This is a genomic window from Streptococcus gallinaceus (assembly GCF_040545695.1).
Classification (GTDB): domain Bacteria; phylum Bacillota; class Bacilli; order Lactobacillales; family Streptococcaceae; genus Streptococcus; species Streptococcus gallinaceus.
Map to the genome: position 1 here is coordinate 111,402 of NZ_JBEPMK010000003.1, position 19,540 is coordinate 130,941.

The following is a 19,540-nucleotide window of genomic DNA, read 5'->3' on the forward strand; positions in this document are numbered from 1 at the left end:
TGACCTCAGTTTTTTATAATTGAACTTGATTATACGATTGCTCAAAATGTTTCAAGGTAGCAGAATCTGCATCTTTGTAAGAAATGGTTTCTGTCAGCTCACCTTGGACAATCGTACGCATGGTTGCATCCAAATCTTCACAAGTGACCAAAGTGATTGTTTTTTGCCCTAAGATATCATTGATGACATCCACACGATCTGGAGCAACAGTTTCAACGGTAGTAATAGTGTAGACGTAGATAGTTTCCTTGTCCGTCACATAAATTTTCATCCCATTTTTGGCTTTTTCCAGAGGAGAAAAGAGTGTGTCACTAGCTCCTGCAATTCCAAAGATATGGTGACTAGCAAGCGAATAGTTGCCTTCGCCCATCTTTTGATCTTCCTTCATGGTACCTGCGCCATACATGAGAGCAGTATTTGATAGTCCTTTGAAAATAGGTAAGTTGATTTTCAAATCCGGAATAGCAATTCCACCGATAACAGGTAATTGTTGGGCATCCCACTGTGCTTGGAGAACCTTTTCGGTTGAAATTGATTCAACCTGATCGAAATCAAAGGTAGTTTTAGCCGTTTGATTCTTTTTAATTTCCTTCTTTGTAACTTTGGAAATCTGATAACGATTGGTATTATTGGCAATGATCATATTGCGGATAGAGGAATTGAAAATCAATACCAGTGAAATCAATAACAACAAAGTAAAGACTAAGATACGCCAGAAACTTACTGGTTTTTTAGTTGTTTTTTTTCGTCTAGACATTCTCGCCCTCAACTACTTCTTCTTTATCATCAGCAGCTTCAACCAATGCAAATGTAACAATTTTAGCTTCATCGTTGAGACGCATAACCTTGACACCCATTGTTGAGCGACCTGTTTGGGAAATATTGGCTACGCCTGTACGGATAATAACACCTGTATCTGTGATGACCATGATGTCTTCATCACCAGAAACTGTTGTCAAACCTGCAAGCGGACCGTTTTTCTCTGCCACATTCAGGGTCTTAATTCCTTTACCACCACGCCCTTTTGTTGGGTATTCAGTGGCTGGCGTCCGTTTACCAAATCCTTTTTCGGTAATGACTAAGACTTCCTGCTCATCGGTAATGGTTGTTGCACCAACGAGCACATCGCCGTCACGAAGGTTGACACCGCGAACACCTGTTGCTGAGCGTCCCATGTTTCGGACGACAGATTCATTGAATCGGACAGAATAACCTGATTTCGTTCCCATGATGACATCTGTTTGACCGTCTGTCAAGAAGACATTAATCAACTCATCTTCATCTTTCAGATTTAAGGCCTTGAGTCCATTTTGACGGATATTGCCAAATTCCGACACACTTGTTCGTTTGACCAAACCTTGACGCGTCGCAAAGAAGAGATAATGGTCGTTTTCTTGGTCTTTTGTGACATTGATGATGGTCTGGATGGTTTCACCCTCGTCTAATTTGAGGAGGTTAACGACTGGCAAGCCCTTGGCTGTCCGTCCATACTCTGGAATTTCATAGCCTTTCAAGCGGTAAACTCGCCCTTTATTGGTAAAGAAGAGCAGACGATCATGGGTACTGGTTGAGACCAGTTCTCGAACGAAGTCATCATCTTTAACCCCTGTTCCTTGGACACCACGGCCACCACGTTTTTGGGCATGGAATTCATCTTGGGCCAAACGCTTGATGTAGCCTTTGTTTGACAAGGTAATCAAGACGTCTGTTTCCTCGATCAAATCTTCATCTTCAAGAGAAAGAACTTCTCCGACCATGAGTTCTGTTCGACGAGCATCAGCGTATTTACGTTTGACTTCGCCTAGTTCATCTTTTACGATTTGCACCACGCGTTCTGGCTTAGCCAAAATATCTGCCAAGTCGGCAATCAGAGCCAACAAGTCATCGTATTCTGACTGAATTTTATCGCGCTCCAATCCTGTTAAACGACGCAGACGCATGTCTAGAATAGCTTGACTTTGTCGCTCAGACAAGTCGAAGCGCTTCATCAATTCAGCCTGAGCAATCGCGTCAGTCTCCGAATCACGAATGACACGAATGACTTCTTCGATATGATCCAAGGCAATCAGCAAACCTGCTAAAATATGAGCACGGCTCTCTGCTTTATCCTTGTCAAATTGTGTACGACGAGTAACAACCTCTTTTTGGTGGTCAATATAAGCTGCCAAAATTTGTCGAACAGACAAAATTTTCGGTATTCCACCTTGAATGGCCAACATGTTGAAACTAAAGTTCGTTTGCAATTGTGTCAATTTGAACAGATTATTCAAAATAACGTTAGCAGATGCATCTCGACGAACTTCAATGACAAATCGAACACCTTCACGGTTGGATTCATCACGAACTGCCGTTACGCCTTCAATCCGTTTTTCCTGGGCCAAACGAACGATGTGCTCTAGGACCTTGCTCTTATTGACCATATAAGGAAACTCTGTTACAACGATACGCTCACGACCATTTCCAAATTCTTCAATTTCTGTCTTGGCACGTAGAACAATCGAACCTTTACCTGTTTCATAAGCACGGTGAATACCAGATTTCCCCATAACAAGCGCACCTGTCGGGAAGTCAGGACCAGGTAGGACTTCCATAATTTCTCGCGTTGTTGCTTCAGGGTTGTCCATCAAAAGGGTTACCGCGTCAATAGTCTCACCCAGATTATGTGGGGGAATATTGGTCGCCATCCCAACGGCAATCCCTGTCGTACCATTAACCAAAAGATTTGGAAAACGTGCAGGAAGTACTTCTGGCTCACGCTCACTCGAATCATAGTTATCTGCGAAATTTACCGTATTTTTATTGATGTCACGCAGCATTTCAAGCGCAATCTTGCTCATACGAGCTTCTGTATAACGCTGTGCGGCCGCACCATCTCCGTCCATAGAACCGAAGTTACCGTGCCCGTCAACCAACATGTGACGGTAGCTCCACCACTGCGCCATACGGACCATAGCTTCATAGATTGCACTATCACCATGCGGGTGGTATTTACCCATTACATCACCGGTGATACGCGCTGACTTTTTATGTGGCTTATCTGGTGTAATGCCTAGTTCATTCATTCCATACAAAATACGACGATGAACGGGTTTCAGTCCATCACGTACATCTGGAAGAGCCCGTGCCACGATAACACTCATGGCATAGTCAATGAAGCTCGTCTTCATTTCACTCGTCAGATTTACATCCACTAAATTTTTATCTTGCATTGAAAAAAAGCCTCATTTCTACTAGAAAGTATCTATATAATTATACCATATTTCAGCTTATTTTTCCGATATAAGAATCTATAATGTAAACATTTTCAGAACACCTTTCACTACTGACAAATGAGCTGAAAAGTGCTAGAATAATAGATGGTTGGGACGATATCCCAAATAATTCAAAGGAGAATTGTAGAAACATGACTGCAACCAAACAACATAAAAAAGTGATCCTTGTCGGCGACGGTGCCGTAGGTTCTGCTTACGCTTACGCCCTCGTTAACCAAGGTATTGGTCAAGAATTAGGTATCGTTGATATCAACAAAGATCGTACACAAGGTGACGCGGAAGACTTGAGCCATGCGCTTGCTTTCACTTCCCCTAAAAAAATCTATTCAGCTGAATATTCAGACGCACATGATGCAGACCTCGTTGTATTGACAGCTGGTTTGCCACAAAAACCAGGTGAAACTCGTCTTCAATTGATCGAGAAAAACCTCCGTATCAACCAACAAATCGTTAGCGAAATCGTAGCTTCAGGATTTAACGGTATCTTCCTCGTTGCTGCTAACCCAGTTGATATCTTGACTTACTCAACTTGGAAATTCTCAGGTTTCCCTAAAGAACGCGTTATCGGTTCAGGTACTTCTCTTGACTCAGCTCGTTTCCGTCAAGCACTTGCTGAAAAAATCGGTATCGACGCTCGTTCAGTTCACGCCTACATCATGGGTGAACACGGTGACTCAGAATTTGCTGTTTGGTCACACGCTAATGTTGCCGGTGTTAAATTGGAACAATGGTTGCAAGATAACCGCGACATCGATGAGCAAGGTCTTGTAGACTTGTTTATCTCAGTACGTGACGCAGCTTACTCAATCATCAACAAAAAAGGTGCTACATACTACGGTATCGGTGCTGCGCTTGCTCGTATCACAAAAGCAATCTTTGATGATGAAAATGCAGTACTTCCACTTTCAGTATTCCAATCAGGTCAATACGAAGGTGTTGAAGATGTCTTCATCGGTCAACCAGCTATCGTTGGTGCACACGGTATCGTGCGTCCAGTGAACATCCCATTGAACGATGCTGAATTGCAAAAAATGCAAGCTTCTGCTGCACAATTGAAAGAAATTATGGATAACGCTTTTGCAAATCCAGAAATTGCTGCTTCAGTAAAAAACTAATAATATAAAAAGAGTCCTACTGAGGACTCTTTTTATATTCCAATTTCCAAGCAGTTGTTGCCAACAAATGTCGCAACTGAACTGCGCTTGGAGATACTACTGGTAGAAAGGCACCTTCATTCCACCTGCGAATAAAGGATGAATTTGAGTGTTTAAAGTAACCACGACCTCCGCCCGCTTCTAGTTCGAGCAACAAACTGGCCACAACTACGTCAATAATATCTATACGAAGTTGAAAAAGTTCCCGAGGATGATCAATAAAATAATCGTCATTCTTCAAACCGCTGTACAATTTTTCTTGAATCGTGGTTAAATTTTCCTGCTGTTGCTCCCAATCAAGCTGAAGAACTGAACGACTACGCGTCAAGTTGGTCTTGGTCTCAGCCAATGAACGCTGAGCCAATCCAATGCCAAACCGAACTGATAACCTAAAAATTCTGGCGCATTGTCTGAAACAATCCATTGTGGATCTAACTCAACCTTATCAAAGATCAGAGATGCCGTATTCGATCCTTGTAGAGACACGAATTCTAAATCATTTGAGCGGCTCAAACCGATAGCTGTCGAAGAAACACTGAGAACAATTGGCGTGCGTCCATCATCGTATCCTGCGACGAAAATCGCTACAAATTGATCATTTCCCAAGTTTGTCACCCATGGAAGACGTCCTTGTAGGTAGAGCTTACCAGCTTCTTCTACTATGGAAACATTGAGCTCTTCTATGCTTGATAAAAATTTAACTGCATTAGATAAGCCTGTTCCTGCAGCTAACTGACCTGTTAGGAGCTGGGGCAACCAGTATGTACGACCGTAGGAATTTTCAGACTGAAGGATATTCTCGATAAAGGTCCGATGTCCCCATGAAATAAAGGCAGCCGTTAGAGAATGTTGAGCGAGTTGACTCAAAGCCTCAATGACATCCGTTGGATAACCTCCGCTTCCACCCAATCCTTCTGGTACGCCTATCTTGAAAAGCCCTTGTTTAGCGACTTTTTCAAGCAACTCGTCTGCCAACGGTCCCGATTCTTGGTTTAAAGCATCAGCATGCTGGTCAAGCCAGTCGATAAACTCTGTTGTTAAATAGCTCATTGATTTCCCTCCTTACTGTTCTAGGGTGACTTGGTTACAATCTAAATGATCTTATTGTAAAGTATATGGTTGCAATTGAGGATTAATTGGAGTTTCAGCCAAATTATTGGCAAAATTACAAAGAGTCGCAAGACTAACACCTAGTACAACATCCAGGGCATTTTCTTGTGTGTAGCCTGCTTCGAAAAAGTCAGATAGGATGGTTGGCCCCACTTGTCCTTTTTGGTGGATAACAGTCAGTGTGAATCGTGCCAGAGTATCCAACTTAGCATCACTCTCGATTGGTGCCGTCTCACGCAATGCCGTCAGGACATCCTCTGGCATTTTGATTTGCTTAATCGCGATAGCTGTATGTCCTGCCACACAGAAACCACAACCATTTGTCACTGCAGCTGTAATCTGAACGACTTCGCGCTCTGTTGGACTCAGGCTAGAACGACGATTGATACCTCCTACTGTACGATAGGTTTCAAGTGCTGTTGGGGAATTGGCAAGTACACCGATTAGGTTGGGAATGTAGCCACCGTTTTCACGTTTAACAGTCGTAAGGACATCTTTAACAGCTTCTGGGGCTGTTTCGATAGTGTGAATTGTAAGATTTGCCATAGGATACCTCCAAAATTTTATTAGACCCAGTTTAACAGACTTTTTTATAATTGGGAAATATAGATTTCTTATAAAAGAGATAAGCAAATATAAATAAGTATATTTATTAAACTGATATTATACCCGCTTTTTATAGCGCAAAGTACAGAAAAGCTCTCAACCAACTTGGTTGAGAGCTTTTTGTCTTATTAAATTGCTATTATTTTGACTTGATGTAGTTGATACCATCTGCTTTTGGTGCGACAGATGAACCAAAGAAGGCTGCTAGAGCGATGATTGTAATCAAGTAAGGTGCAATTTGCAAGTAAACGGTTGGAATCGCAGATAGACCTGGTAATTGTCCACCAATTACGGCTAAACTTTGAGAAAGTCCAAAGAAGAGAGAGGCAAGCATAGCACCGATTGGATTCCATTTACCGAAAATAACGGCTGCCAATGCGATAAATCCTGAACCAACAATCGTCGTTGCTGAGAAGTTAATGTTAACAGATTGGGCACTAACGGCACCACCGACACCACCAAGGAATCCAGCAATCAAGACACCAGCGTAACGCATCGCATAAACATTAATACCAAGCGTATCTGCTGCTTGAGGATGTTCCCCAACAGAACGTAGGCGCAAGCCAAATTTTGTCTTGTAAAGAATAAACCAAGCAAGGAATGTTGTCGCAATGGCTACATAGCCCATGAGACTTGTATTTTTGAAGAACAAATCTCCCAAAACAGGAATTTTAGACAAACCTGGGAACGAGAATTTACCAAAAGATTCACGAATAGAGTCTGTCTGACCTTTTCCATAAATAACTTTTACCAAGAAAACTCCCAAGGCTGGTGCCAATAGGTTTAATACGGTACCTGAAACAACGTGGTCAGCTCGGAAATTGATAGTTGCAACTGCATGAATCGCAGCAAATACAACACCGGCTGCTCCACCGACCAAGATAGCAAGTAGCGGAGTCATTTTACCAAAGTTTTCAGCGAATTCGATATTGAAAACAACACCTGCAAAGGCACCAATTACCATGATACCTTCTAATCCGACGTTGACGATACCGGCACGTTCAGAGAAGACTCCTCCAAGACTTGTGAAAATCAATGGAGCAGAATAAATCAACATTTGCGAAATTAGCAAAGATAAAATTGTCATTCCGTTCATTATTTTGCTCCTTTCGCTGCTTTTTTACGTCTTGTCAATAAACGTTCAAAGATAAATTTAACACCAATGAAGAAAATGATAGAGGCTGTTACAACGTTAATCAACTCAGATGGAATACCTGCACGAACCATACCAGGCGCTCCGACAGATAGCATTCCGAACAGGAAGGCTGCAAATGGAATACCTAGAGGGGCATTTGTTGCAAGCAAGGCCACAGACATACCGTTGAAACCGATAGCCAAGTTACCACCTTGGATGTAGACATTTTGGAAAGTTCCAAGTCCTTCAATCGCACCACCGATACCAGCAAGCGCTCCTGAAATAACCATTGAAAGGATAATTGTCCGTTTTGCTGACATACCTGCATACTCAGATGCAGATGGATTGAGACCAACTGAACGGATTTCAAAACCAAGTGTTGTCTTGGTCATCATAAACCAAATCAATACAACTGCAATAATAGCAAAGAAAATACCGATATTCATCCGAGAATTCTCTGTTAAAGCGCGCAACCACTCTGTTTGATAGGATGCATTTGCCGAAACGTTAATAGATGAGTCTGTGTTTTTCATGAGACTATCAGAGAAGACATCACGAACGATATAGTTACAGCTATAGAGCAAGATGTAGTTCATCATGATCGTTACGATAACTTCTGATGTACCAAGAAAGGCACGAAGGATACCAGGAATAGCTCCTGCAATTCCACCCGCAATCATGGCGATCAATACTGTCATTGGTATCAAAATCAAACGTGGTAAATCTGGATTTTCCAAAGCAAACCATGCTGAGAAAACCCAACCAACCAAGGCTTGCCCAGGCAAACCAACATTGAAGAAGCCTGCTCGACTTGCTACTGCAAATCCAAGTGCTGTAAAGACAAGTGGCGCCATGGCACGGAAGATTTCTCCGATAGATTTTACAGTACCAAAGGCTGAATAGAACAACTCCTCATAACCCCAAATTGGGTCATATCCAAAAATCAGCATGATTAGGGCTCCAAGAAGAAGACCTGAAATAACTGCCAAGATTGGAATCAACAAAGCTTGATTTTTCTTAAGCATCTTGCGCTCCCTTCTCAAGTTTTCCTCCGGCCATCAAGACGCCGAGTTCTTGTTTATTAGTTGTTGCAGGATCCACAATACCGCTGATATGTCCATCGTGGATAACCGCAATACGATCTGAGACATCTAAAATCTCGTCTAATTCAAAGCTGACTACTAATACAGCTTTTCCTTTATCACGTTCTGCAATAATCCGTTTTCGGATGTATTCGATAGCTCCAACGTCCAAACCACGAGTCGGTTGGCTGATAATCAATAAATCTGGATCACGGTCAATTTCACGGGCAATAACTGCCTTTTGTTGGTTACCACCTGACATGGCACGACCAGTAACAACTTCACTGGCAGCACGTACGTCAAATTCTTCCATCAATTTACGAGCATACTCGTTGATTTTTCCGTAATTCAAGAGACCATTTTTTGAGATAGGTTCTTTGTAATATGTCTGAAGGGCAAAGTTTTCTGCCACTGTCATGTCAAGGACCATACCGTATTTATGACGGTCTTCTGGAACATGTCCTACGCTTAGTTCTGTAATTTGTCGTGGTGTTTTTCCAACAACATTTTCACCTTTAATCCAAATCTCACCTGATTGGACCTTGCGAAGACCAGTAATCGCGTGGATAAGCTCACTCTGACCATTGCCATCAATACCTGCAATCCCCACAACTTCACCGGCACGAACATCAAGTGATAAGTTCTTCACTGCTGGAACGCCACGGTTTTCATGGACAACGAGATTCTTAATTGACAAGATGGTATCACTTGGATTGGCTGCAATTTTCTCTGTTTTGAAGGAAACTGCACGACCAACCATCCATTCAGCCAAGTCAGCATTGCTAGCACCTGCTACAGGCACCGACTGAATAGACTCCCCACGGCGAATAACTGTAACCGTATCTGCAACTGCACGAATTTCATCTAGTTTGTGTGTGATTAGGACGATAGACTTGCCTTCTTTAACCAAGGTTTTCATAATCTTCAACAGCTCAGTAATCTCAGCTGGTGTCAAAACAGCTGTTGGCTCGTCAAAAATCAGAATATCTGCACCACGGTAAAGAGTTTTGAGGATTTCTACACGCTGTTGAGCTCCGACTGTGATGTCAGAAATCTTAGCGCTTGGATCCACCTCTAAACCATACTTTTCAGAAAGCTCTTTGATTTCCTGAATGGCTTGTTTGAGGTTGAGGACACCATTTTTAGTCGTTTCACTACCTAAAATAATGTTCTCAGCAACCGTAAAGGCCTCTACCAACATAAAGTGTTGGTGCACCATTCCAATTCCAAGATGAGCTGCTTTGGATGGCGAATCAATCTTCACCACTTGTCCATTGATGGCAATTTCACCAGAAGTTGGTTCTAACAAGCCGGAAAGCATGTTCATGAGTGTAGATTTACCAGCACCATTTTCCCCAAGAAGCGCATGAATTTCGCCGCGTTTGACAGTCAAATTAATATGGTCATTTGCAACAAACTCACCAAAAATCTTGGTAATTTCACGCATTTCAATGACATTTTCATTTGTCATATCTATCTTCCTTTCAGACTAAAATTTTTGTCAGGAAAACCTACCAAGTTAAATGATAGGCTTTACTGAGAAAAATTTCCTCAGTAGACACAGCGAAAGGGGGCGAGACGAGCCCGTCTCAGCCTCCTTCCCCATGTTCTTATTTTATTTTTTTGCTGGAGTTTCTGGAACTTTAACTTTACCGTTCAAGATATCTTCTTTAGCAGCAGCAACTGCTTTTGAAGCTTCTTCAGAAAGGTTTGTTTCAGCCAATTCTACACCTTTATCTTTAAGTGAATAGCGCAATGTTTTACCACCGTCAAATTCACCTTTAGCAGCTTTCGTAGCGATATCTTTTACAGAAGTACCAACTTCTTTCAAAGTAGATGCAAGTACGAAGTTTGATTTTTTACCGTCTTTAGAAGTATATTCACCTTCGCCAGATTGGTCACGGTCAACACCGATAATCCAAACTTTATCTGCTTCGTTACGTGTTTCATTTTCAGATTTTGCAGCAGCGAAGACACCGTTACCAGTACCACCTGATGCGTGGAAGATAATATCAGCACCTGATGCGTATTGAGCAGCAGCAAGTGTTTGACCTTTCGCTGCGTCACCAAATGAACCAGCGTAGTCAATTGTAATCTTGATGTTCTTATCTACAGATTTAACACCTTCTACGAAACCAGCTTCAAAACGGTCGATGATAACACCTTGCATACCACCGATGAAACCAACGTGTTTTGTTTTTGTTGATTTAGCAGCAGCTACACCAGCAAGGTAGGATGATTCATGGTCAGCGAAGCCAATGCTTACTACATTTGGCTGTTCAACAACTGAATCAACGATAGCATATTTTGTATCAGGATGGTTTGGTGCTACTTCGTTAATTGCATTTTCTAGGGCAAAACCGATACCAAAGACAAGGTTGTAACCGCCTGAAACGGCTGCATCAAGGTTAGTGATGTATTCTGATTCACTACCTGATTGGAAGTAAGTAAATCCATTGTCTTTTTTAAGACCTGCTTCTTTTCCCCAAGCTTGCAAACCTTCCCAAGCAGATTGGTTAAATGAACGGTCATCTATACCGCCAATATCAGTAACAATAGCAGCTTTGATAGATGAAGAATCTGATGATGATTCAGATTTCTTAGCAGTACGACTACTACATGCTGCCAAACCAAAGACAGCTACAGTAGCAAGGCCTAAACCAACAACTTTCTTGTTCATGTGAATGAACCCTCCTAAAAATCTTTTGGCAATAATTGCCGGGTAAAATGTACTCGCAGTCACAGACTGCATCACAGACTATTTGAGGTCTGTGAATGAATAAGGAAGTAACTCCTGGACTGTCATCACGACGGTCGATTTATCTTCAGCGACCAAAGTCACTGGTAAATCTTTCTCAAAAAATTCTACCATAACTTGACGACAAGCGCCACATGGAGAGACTGGTTGTTCGGTTTTTCCGAATATTACCAATTCTTCGAATTCTCTAGCTCCTTCAGAAATCGCCTTAAAAATCGCAGTACGTTCGCCACAATTGGTCAATCCAAAGGAAGCATTCTCAACATTACAGCCAGTAAAAACCCGACCGTCTTTTGCAACTAGAGCCGCACCAATCGGAAAATGCGAATAGGGAACGTAGGCGTTTTTACTGGCTTCAATCGCTAAATCGATTAGCTTAGTATCCGCCATCTGCTTTCATTCCTTCCATGATTACAACACCAGATGATGCTCCAATACGAGTCGCTCCTGCTTCGATAAAGGCTTGTGCATCCTCCAATGAACGAGCTCCACCAGATGCCTTCACACCCATATCAGGCCCAACTGTCTTACGCATCAAAGCCACATCAGGAACTGTTGCCCCTCCTGTAGAGAAACCAGTTGATGTTTTGACGAAGTCAGCACCTGCACGTTGCGCTGCCAAACATGCTGCTACTTTTTCATCGTCTGTCAAGAGGCAAGTTTCGATGATAACTTTTGTCAATGTGCCATTTGCAGCTTCTACAACCGCACGAATATCTGCTTCTACAGTTTCAACATTGCCAGCTTTTAATTGACCGATGTTGATGACCATATCCACTTCATCAGCACCATTTGCAATAGCATCTTTTGTTTCGAAAGCTTTTACTGCTGAAGTATTCGCACCAAGAGGGAATCCAATAACAGTACACACTTTTACATCGCTATCTTTCAATTCTTTTGCTGCAAGACTAACCCAAGTTGGATTAACACAAACACTGGCAAAGTCATATTTTTTTGCTTGCTCAATCAAGGTCAAAACTTGCGCCTCAGTTGCTTCTGGCTTCAAGAGTGTGTGGTCAATATATTTGTTTAATTCCATTTTATTTCTCCTGTTACGAAATGATTTCAATAATTTCTTTTGTTTCAATCACAACGTCTTCTATTTTAACATTTTTTTGAAAATCTGTAAGCATATTTTCAGAAATATTTTGGTTGGCATAAATTGTGGCAAGTGGCTCACCTGCAAGGATTTTCTCGCCTACTTTTTTATGGAAAACAATCCCTGTTTCGTAATCAAGATTATCTGTCTTCACAGCACGACCTGCACCTAATTTCATAGCGAAAAGACCAAATTCAAGGGCTGGTAATGCAGTAATTGTACCTGTGGCTTCCGCTAAAACGTCCACCTTGTGACTGACCTGAACTGGACGATACAAATCTTCCAAATCTCCACCTTGTGCTTCAACCATTTCTTCAAATTTCTTGAGAGCAGCTCCATTAACCAAGTGTTGGTGCACTTCTTCGAGGGATTTGTCAACATTTGCAAGCCCCAACATGATTTGCGCCAACTCACAAATGAATTCTGTCACGTCAGCTCTGCCTTTTCCTTGAAGAATATCCAGCGCTTCGAGGATTTCAAGGCGATTACCAATACTTGTCCCGACAGGTTGTGACATATCTGTGATGACGGCTACTGTCTTACGGCCAACGGCTTTTCCCAGTTCAACCATTGTTCGTGCTAATACACGGGCGTCCTCAATGTTCTTCATGAAGGCACCTTCACCAACCGTTACATCCAAGAGAATAGCATCTGCTCCTGCAGCAATTTTCTTAGACATAACAGAACTTGCGATCAATGGAATGGTGTCAACCGTCGCAGTCACATCACGAAGTGCGTAGAGAAGTTTGTCTGCCTTGACCAATTTGTCTGACTGGCCGATAACAGCTAATCCAGTTTCTTGTACTTGACGGATAAAATCTTCCTGAGCAACTTCGATTTGGTAACCTTTGATGGATTCTAACTTATCTAGTGTACCACCCGTGTGCCCCAAACCGCGGCCACTCATTTTTGCCACGGGTACGTCGAAGCTAGCTACTAAAGGAGCCAAAATCAAGGTTACCTTGTCTCCAACACCCCCAGTAGAATGCTTGTCTACTTTAATGCCTGCAATGGCCGACAAGTCAATCTGCTCACCAGTCGCAACCATTGCCATGGTTAAATCAGAAATTTCTCGCGTTGTCATTCCTTTGAAGTAAATAGCCATGGCGAAGGCTGACATTTGGTAGTCCGGTACACTGCCATCAACATAGCCATTCACTAGCCATGTGATTTCTTCTTTGGTGAGCTCCAAACCATCACGTTTCTTCTGAATTAAATCAACTGTTCTCATATTTCACACTTTCTAAAATATAATATCCTTTGTATTTTTTTACAATTTGGCAATTTCCAAATACTTCTTCCATTTTTGCCTTGGCACTCGGAGCACCTTGCTTTTTCTGGATAACAATTGTTAAACTGCCTTCATTGACCAAATGGTCATACGAACCTGCGATAACTTCATGAACCACTGCCTTTCCTGCACGAATCGGTGGATTTGAAATAACATAATCAAATTGACCGGTCACATTTTCATAAATATTTGACTGGAAAATAGAAGCTGAGATTTGATTTTTCTCAGCGTTCTTTTGAGCCAATTCGATTGCGCGACTATTGATGTCAATCATCGTTGGCTCAACTGCAAATACCTTGCTTAAAGTCAAACCAAGTGGACCGTATCCACAGCCCACATCCAAGAGTCTCTTACCATTCTCTAAGTCCAAGCTATTTAACAGAACCTGACTACCATAGTCAATCATCTTCTTACTGAAAACACCTGCGTCTGTCAAAAAAATCATTGGAGTCCCCAATAATGTCACTCGCAATTCATGTATATCATGAGCAACATCGGGATTTTTTTCATAATACATATTTGCCATGTTTTTATTATACCACGTTGTAAAAACGTTTACAAGATGTTTTACAATACAATTAAATCATGCTACAATGTTGCTATGAAAAATGAACTCATGAATTTTGAAAAAATCAAACGAAAAACCTGGCAGAAACTGCATCGCAACACAACTGTGCCACTTACGCAGGAAGAATTAAATTCCATAAAAAGTTTTAATGATAAAATTAGTTTGCAGGAAGTTTTGGATGTTTATTTGCCATTAACAAATCTGATTCGCATTTATAAAAAAGCAAGCGGAGATCTGGCCTTCTCCAAAAGTCTATTTTTGCAGACACGCAATCGTCCGCAGCCTTTCATCATTGGTATCGCAGGGAGTGTGGCTGTCGGAAAATCGACAACCAGCCGTCTCTTGCAAATTCTTCTCGCGCGGACTTTCAAATATGCTAAGGTCGAAATGGTCACGACAGACGGATTTCTATTTCCCAATAAAGTTCTTGAGGAACGTGGAATTTTAACCAAAAAAGGCTTCCCAGAGTCCTACAATATGGAATTATTACTGGACTTTTTAGACACCATAAAAAACGGTCAGAGTTGTGAGATTCCTGTCTACTCCCACGAAATCTACGATATCGTGCCAGATAAAACTCAAAAAATCGAATCTCCGGATTTTCTCATCGTAGAGGGGATTAATGTCTTTCAAAATCCGCAAAACCAGCGTCTTTATGTGAGTGATTACTTTGATTTGGCCATTTATGTCGATGCAGATGTTGAAAATATTGAAAATTGGTATCTCGAACGTTTCCAAAAATTATTGAAACTCGCTGAGACAGATCCTAACAACTACTACCATCGCTTCACACAGCTTCCATTTAACGAGGTGCTCGGCATGGCACAAGATACCTGGAAGCATATCAACCTAGCCAATCTAGAAAAATATATTGAACCAACTCGAAGCCGCGCCGACATTATTCTTCATAAAGGACAAAACCATGAAATTGATGAAATTTATTTGAAAAAATAGATTTTACTTGCCAAAGTATGGTTTTTCCGATATAATGATATGGTTAGTACAGAAAAGGGTGGAGGTGAAACCATTGGCAAACATTAAATCAGCTATCAAACGCGCTGAATTGAACGTTAAACAAAACGAAAAAAACTCAGCTCAAAAATCAGCTATGCGTACTGCAATCAAAGCATTTGAAGCTAACCCTTCTGAAGAGCTTTTCCGCGCTGCAAGTTCAGCAATTGATAAAGCAGAAACAAAAGGTTTGATTCACAAAAACAAAGCAAGCCGCGACAAAGCACGTCTTTCAGCTAAACTTGCTTAATAAAAAGAGCCCTATGGCTTCTTTTTTTATTTTCTTCTAAGGAGTTTTTATGAAGATTCTGATTATTGGCTTTAGCGGGTCAGGTAAGTCTACACTGGCTGAAAAACTGTCACATCGCTACAAATTTCCCCTTCTTCATCTGGACAAGATTCGCTTTGCTCCAAATTGGGTGATGCGTTCGGACCTTGATTTTTCAAGTGATTTAGAGCATTTTTTAGATCAACATGATTCGTGGGTTATGGATGGTTTCTATAGCAAATTTAGTTTAAAACGACGATTGGAAGAGGCTGATCAGATTATCTTTTTGAATTTTAACCGTTGGACTGCCCTGCACCGGATATTGAAGCGTTATCTAACCTACCGAGGTAAGGTGCGTTCATCTGCTCCAGATGGGTGTCAGGAAAAAATTGATTGGCCCTTTTTGAAGTTTGTCATGATAGACTCTCGCAAACCAAATCGACAACAGCTCTATCACGATATTGAAAAACAGTATGCTAAGAAAATCATTACTCTCAAAAATCAGAAGGAAATTGATGACTTTTTACGAAGGACAGAACAAAAACTTACCTAGCAAATGCTAGGTAAGTTTTTAATTTGTTTCAGTTGTGAAGCCGTTATCCGTTTCCTGATTTTCTTCTGTTTCTTGATTTTTACTCTTGGCTTGATCTGGGGGCGTGGTGCTTTTACTTGATGAATCTGAATCGTCTTGGCTGTCTTGGTTATCATTTGGTTGACCTGGAGGAGCCATTCGCTCTTGTCCTTCATTTCCCTGCTCCATGTTTGGTGGTTGGTGTCCCTGATCGTGATTAGGGAATTGGCGACTGGCATGCTGACTGGTACTATTTCCGAGGCTAGAAACTCCCATACCTCCTGCAAATCCAATAGTCAAGCTAGCCAAGGCTAGGCTGGTTCCCCATAATTTTGGCTTGGCCATGAAGTTCTTTAGGTGCGCTTGAAATTTGTCTTTAGTGGTTGGTTGATGATCTGTTGTCATAGAATATCCTTCGCTTTAATAGATTAGTTCGAAGTGTGTTGCTACAAATACGCCCAACAAGAGTAGAAACTTAGTACCTAGACTAATGGCAAGGCCTAGTACTTGCTTTTTGTGAATGGATTGCATATCTGTCTTCCTCCTTCTCAACTGTACTTAGTATAGCAAGCTTGTCTTAAAGGATACTAAAAAAGCCGAGCTAACTCGACTTTTCCTATTATTTTGGAACTTTTACTTCAAAGATAGAGCCTTGAGGTGTATTATCTTGGACAGTGATGGTGCCATGAAGACTTTCTAAAATCTGCTTGGCAAGAGAAAGTCCCAAGCCAAAGCCACCTTTTTGACGCGTACGCGCCTTATCAACACGGTAAAATCGGTCAAAAATCTTTTTCTTGTCATCATCGCTAATGCCAACACCATTATCAGTCACTCGGTAAATGAGATAGCGGTCTGTCGCAGCTAGATCAATCTTAATTTGACCGTTCGTATCGGTATACTTCAAAGCATTATCAACCAATATGGTCATGACTTGTTTTAGAAGCGTCTTGTCCGAATGAATTGACCCCGTCAGTTGGTTGGTCACTTCTAACTCTTTATCACTTTCTTCTGCAATCAACTGGTAGTTGCTGAGCACTTCTTCAAAAAAAGATGCAGGAATATCTGCCAAACTTGGCTTAAGGCCATCATCCCGTCTGGCTAGATTGAGAAGATTACTTGTGAGCAAACGCATATTGCGCACTTCTTCTAGACTTGAAGCGATACTTTCACTCGACTCAAGGATAGTGGCATCCGGATTTCGGAATAAACTTTCCAGACGATTTTGCAAAACAGCCAAGGGTGTCCGCAACTCGTGACTGGCATTTTCAACAAAGTCTTTTTGTCGCTGGTAACTAATCAAAATCGGACGAACGCTGACGGTCGCCAGATAAATACTAGCAACGATGGAAATAATCCAGAAGCTAATCATGACGACGACAACTGTTGTCTCATAGGAAGAAATGGAATCTCGAATCTGAGTTGTATTGAAGAGGACCGTCACATAGCGAACGTCGCTAACAGCGGACATGGCTTGCTGCTTATCCGTTAGTCGGAGCGTCATTTTTCGGTAGTACTCTTTCTCGCCGAAGAGGCTTTCAACGCGAATTTCTTTGATCTCATTGATGCTTGATTTGTCTAATTTTAAGCTAGAAAGTCCAGATAGGATATCGATATTGTTCATAGCTTGACCAGCACTATTGTATAGAATAATGTGGTAATTGGTATTGAGGGCTAATTTGGGGTGTGTGCCTTCAAATCCTGTGGTTGGGCCACTATTATCGGTATTGAACCAATTCACATCCGGCACTGTCCCTCTAGCAAGGGCGAAGTTAATCACCGCACTGGGATCATCGCAGATATGGTCAAAAGTCTCATCAGAAGTGTGGTACATAGTGGACCGCATCAGATTTAAAATGATAATGGACATGAGACCAAAAATCAGCGTGAAAACAGCAAAATAACGGATAAAATAAGAGAAATTATCCGTGTGAAGTCCTTTTCTAACCTTATTCAGCATTTTTCAGGATATAGCCAACGCTACGAAGAGTTTGCAAATTGTCTCCGAAAGTCGTTCCTTTCAATTTTTTCCGAATTTTTGACACGTAGACTTCGACAACTGAAATCGTGGTATCGCTATCAAATCCCCAGATACGGTCGAAAATTTGTGTTTTTGGCAGGATAACATTTTGATTTTGTAAGAAATAAACCAGCAAATCAAATTCCTTACCCAGCATTTCTACTTCTTGGCCGTTCACGGTGGTAGAATTTGTCGATAAGTTGACAGACAGGTCTCCATAATGTAGGAAGTTCTCATTGAATTTCCCAGCCCGTTTCAAGAGGGCTTGAATCCGCATCTTCAACTCTTCTAGGTAAAATGGCTTGGTGAGGTAGTCGTCCGCTCCAAGTTCAAATCCTTGTCCCTTATCATCCAAACCTTCTTTGGCTGTCATGATGAGAACAGGGGTTGTCACGCCTTTTTCGCGCAATTCTTTCAAGACTTGGAAGCCATTTTTTTCAGGCAACATTAAGTCCAAAAGAATCAAGTCATAAACACCAGATTCGGCTTCGTAGAGCCCTTCTTCGCCATCAAATACTTGCATAACGTCTGCAAAGTCATCCAAAAAATCAAATACCGAATTGGACAGGCTCAAGTCATCTTCTACTAATAATAATTTAATCATGTCTCATTCTCCTCTATCTCTCTATTATATCATGAATACAAAAAATTCATAGGTTTAACTCTCTCTAGCTTAACATGGTTAGCTTAAATCATCCTAAAAAAGCTGAAGGAGAGGTTTCCTTCAGCCTTTGGTTAATGAGCAAGTCCATCTGTCGCGAGCATGTAAGCGCCCATAAGATTGGCATCTCCATGAAAATGACAGGCTTGTACTGTAGGTAGTTCTGGAATATCGGAATTGCGAGCCTGGATAGACTGGAGACTGGCTTGTACTCCTGCTAAAAATTCTCTATTTTGGCTGATAGCTCCGCCAAGAAAAATATCCTTGGTACCAAGACAGTAGAAAATAGTGATCAGGCCTAGGGCTAGTTCGTCATACATGCTTTGTAAGGCTGTTTGGCAGACTGGATCTCCCTCTGCTGCCGCCTTGTAAATCGCGACTCCGTCCCAATCTAGCTCTGCTTTTGCTCGACGTACACCTGCAACCATATTGCCAGTAGATGCTTTTTGAGACCAGTTCGTTAACGGGTCAGACAACATATAGCCAAACTCACCAGCATAGCCTTTCCACCCGCGAATGAGTTTTCTATCTAAAACGACTGCCCCTCCGATGCCTGTTCCAATCACGACACAGGCAAAATTTTCCAGTTCTCCTTGAGCAGCTAATTGGCTAAGGCCGACACAATTTGCATCATTTTCCATAAAAATTGGTAAATTCAGAAATGCCAATATGTCAAACCAGGACGGCCCGTGAATATAAGGCACCGCACTAATTCCCGCTACAATCCCGGTCTTCGGGTCGACAGAGCCAGGCAGACTGATGGAAATTGCTAGGACATCTGAAGTCGGTCGAACCTGCTTTTCTATCCAGTTGACTAAGTCAGCCAAACTTTTTGGAGTGGGACAACTCTCTCTTTGGAGAATCTCCTTGTTCCTTATCGCTGCAAACTTGACATCTGTCCCTCCAATATCAAAACATGCAATCGTCATAAACTCCC

The 19,540-nt window shown here is 41.7% G+C and carries 19 protein-coding genes and 1 pseudogene; 4 read left to right on the forward strand and 16 right to left on the reverse strand.

What is annotated here, in order from left to right; all coding sequences use genetic code 11:
* Window positions 1–13: 13 nt before the first annotated feature.
* Window positions 14–757: a class A sortase gene (locus ABID27_RS04790; RefSeq protein ID WP_253364376.1), complete on the reverse strand. Its 744-nt coding sequence runs from the start codon at window positions 755–757 to the stop codon at window positions 14–16.
* On the reverse strand, window positions 750–3,209 hold the full coding sequence (gene gyrA / locus ABID27_RS04795; RefSeq protein WP_354280621.1) for a DNA gyrase subunit A: 2,460 nt from the start codon (window positions 3,207–3,209) through the stop codon (window positions 750–752). The genes ABID27_RS04790 and gyrA overlap by 8 nt, the downstream gene beginning before the upstream one ends.
* A 194-nt stretch (window positions 3,210–3,403) precedes the next feature.
* On the opposite strand from gyrA, the gene ABID27_RS04800 reads away from it, so the two are divergent.
* The gene (locus tag ABID27_RS04800) at window positions 3,404–4,387 is read left to right on the forward strand and encodes an L-lactate dehydrogenase (RefSeq protein WP_253364374.1); all 984 of its coding nucleotides are present in this window, start codon (window positions 3,404–3,406) and stop codon (window positions 4,385–4,387) included.
* A gap of 16 nt (window positions 4,388–4,403) precedes the next feature.
* Here the strand turns inward: ABID27_RS04800 and ABID27_RS04805 are convergent.
* The 10 genes and pseudogenes from ABID27_RS04805 to ABID27_RS04850 form a co-directional block, all read right to left on the reverse strand.
* Window positions 4,404–5,476: pseudogene (locus ABID27_RS04805) on the reverse strand (acyl-CoA dehydrogenase family protein).
* 51 nt (window positions 5,477–5,527) lie between these two features.
* The gene (locus ABID27_RS04810; RefSeq protein ID WP_253364369.1) at window positions 5,528–6,082 is read right to left on the reverse strand and encodes a carboxymuconolactone decarboxylase family protein; all 555 of its coding nucleotides are present in this window, start codon (window positions 6,080–6,082) and stop codon (window positions 5,528–5,530) included.
* 199 nt (window positions 6,083–6,281) lie between these two features.
* Complete coding sequence (locus ABID27_RS04815; RefSeq protein ID WP_253364368.1) at window positions 6,282–7,238, reverse strand: ABC transporter permease; 957 nt, start codon at window positions 7,236–7,238, stop codon at window positions 6,282–6,284.
* Window positions 7,238–8,302, reverse strand: a complete 1,065-nt coding sequence (locus ABID27_RS04820) for an ABC transporter permease (RefSeq protein WP_354280623.1) — start codon at window positions 8,300–8,302, stop codon at window positions 7,238–7,240. Before ABID27_RS04820 ends, ABID27_RS04815 begins: the two co-directional genes overlap by 1 nt.
* Entirely contained in the window at window positions 8,295–9,830 is a 1,536-nt protein-coding gene (locus ABID27_RS04825) for an ABC transporter ATP-binding protein (RefSeq protein WP_354280624.1), read from the reverse strand. The genes ABID27_RS04820 and ABID27_RS04825 overlap by 8 nt, the downstream gene beginning before the upstream one ends.
* A gap of 144 nt (window positions 9,831–9,974) precedes the next feature.
* Window positions 9,975–11,039 carry a BMP family lipoprotein gene (locus ABID27_RS04830; protein WP_354280625.1) on the reverse strand — a complete coding sequence of 355 codons (1,065 nt, stop codon included), beginning with the start codon at window positions 11,037–11,039 and terminating at the stop codon, window positions 9,975–9,977.
* A gap of 78 nt (window positions 11,040–11,117) precedes the next feature.
* The gene (locus ABID27_RS04835; protein ID WP_354280626.1) at window positions 11,118–11,507 is read right to left on the reverse strand and encodes a cytidine deaminase; all 390 of its coding nucleotides are present in this window, start codon (window positions 11,505–11,507) and stop codon (window positions 11,118–11,120) included.
* Window positions 11,494–12,156: a deoxyribose-phosphate aldolase gene (deoC, locus tag ABID27_RS04840; RefSeq protein WP_354280628.1), complete on the reverse strand. Its 663-nt coding sequence runs from the start codon at window positions 12,154–12,156 to the stop codon at window positions 11,494–11,496. Before deoC ends, ABID27_RS04835 begins: the two co-directional genes overlap by 14 nt.
* A gap of 13 nt (window positions 12,157–12,169) precedes the next feature.
* The gene (locus ABID27_RS04845) at window positions 12,170–13,447 is read right to left on the reverse strand and encodes a pyrimidine-nucleoside phosphorylase (protein ID WP_253364361.1); all 1,278 of its coding nucleotides are present in this window, start codon (window positions 13,445–13,447) and stop codon (window positions 12,170–12,172) included.
* Window positions 13,434–14,033 (reverse strand): class I SAM-dependent methyltransferase, encoded by a 600-nt coding sequence (locus tag ABID27_RS04850; protein WP_354280631.1) that lies wholly within the window; start codon window positions 14,031–14,033, stop codon window positions 13,434–13,436. The genes ABID27_RS04845 and ABID27_RS04850 overlap by 14 nt, the downstream gene beginning before the upstream one ends.
* A gap of 75 nt (window positions 14,034–14,108) precedes the next feature.
* Between ABID27_RS04850 and coaA the strand changes: the two genes are divergently transcribed.
* The 3 genes from coaA (at window position 14,109) to ABID27_RS04865 (ending at window position 15,907) form a co-directional block, all read left to right on the forward strand.
* Window positions 14,109–15,029, forward strand: coding sequence for a type I pantothenate kinase (gene coaA, locus ABID27_RS04855; RefSeq protein WP_354280633.1), 921 nt, complete (start codon window positions 14,109–14,111; stop codon window positions 15,027–15,029).
* 73 nt (window positions 15,030–15,102) lie between these two features.
* Window positions 15,103–15,336, forward strand: a complete 234-nt coding sequence (gene rpsT, locus ABID27_RS04860) for a 30S ribosomal protein S20 (RefSeq protein ID WP_222348330.1) — start codon at window positions 15,103–15,105, stop codon at window positions 15,334–15,336.
* A 49-nt stretch (window positions 15,337–15,385) separates the two neighbouring features.
* The gene (locus tag ABID27_RS04865; RefSeq protein WP_354280635.1) at window positions 15,386–15,907 is read left to right on the forward strand and encodes a P-loop NTPase family protein; all 522 of its coding nucleotides are present in this window, start codon (window positions 15,386–15,388) and stop codon (window positions 15,905–15,907) included.
* Window positions 15,908–15,925: 18 nt separating this feature from the next.
* Here the strand turns inward: ABID27_RS04865 and ABID27_RS04870 are convergent, their stop codons facing one another.
* The 4 genes from ABID27_RS04870 to ABID27_RS04885 form a co-directional block, all read right to left on the reverse strand.
* Window positions 15,926–16,330: a hypothetical protein gene (locus tag ABID27_RS04870; RefSeq protein WP_354280637.1), complete on the reverse strand. Its 405-nt coding sequence runs from the start codon at window positions 16,328–16,330 to the stop codon at window positions 15,926–15,928.
* 214 nt (window positions 16,331–16,544) lie between these two features.
* Window positions 16,545–17,882, reverse strand: a complete 1,338-nt coding sequence (locus ABID27_RS04875; RefSeq protein ID WP_354280639.1) for a sensor histidine kinase — start codon at window positions 17,880–17,882, stop codon at window positions 16,545–16,547.
* Window positions 17,872–18,546 (reverse strand): response regulator transcription factor, encoded by a 675-nt coding sequence (locus ABID27_RS04880; RefSeq protein WP_354280641.1) that lies wholly within the window; start codon window positions 18,544–18,546, stop codon window positions 17,872–17,874. The genes ABID27_RS04875 and ABID27_RS04880 overlap by 11 nt, the downstream gene beginning before the upstream one ends.
* Before the next feature lie 131 nt (window positions 18,547–18,677).
* Window positions 18,678–19,532: an ROK family protein gene (locus ABID27_RS04885; RefSeq protein ID WP_354280643.1), complete on the reverse strand. Its 855-nt coding sequence runs from the start codon at window positions 19,530–19,532 to the stop codon at window positions 18,678–18,680.
* Window positions 19,533–19,540 lie beyond the last annotated feature (8 nt).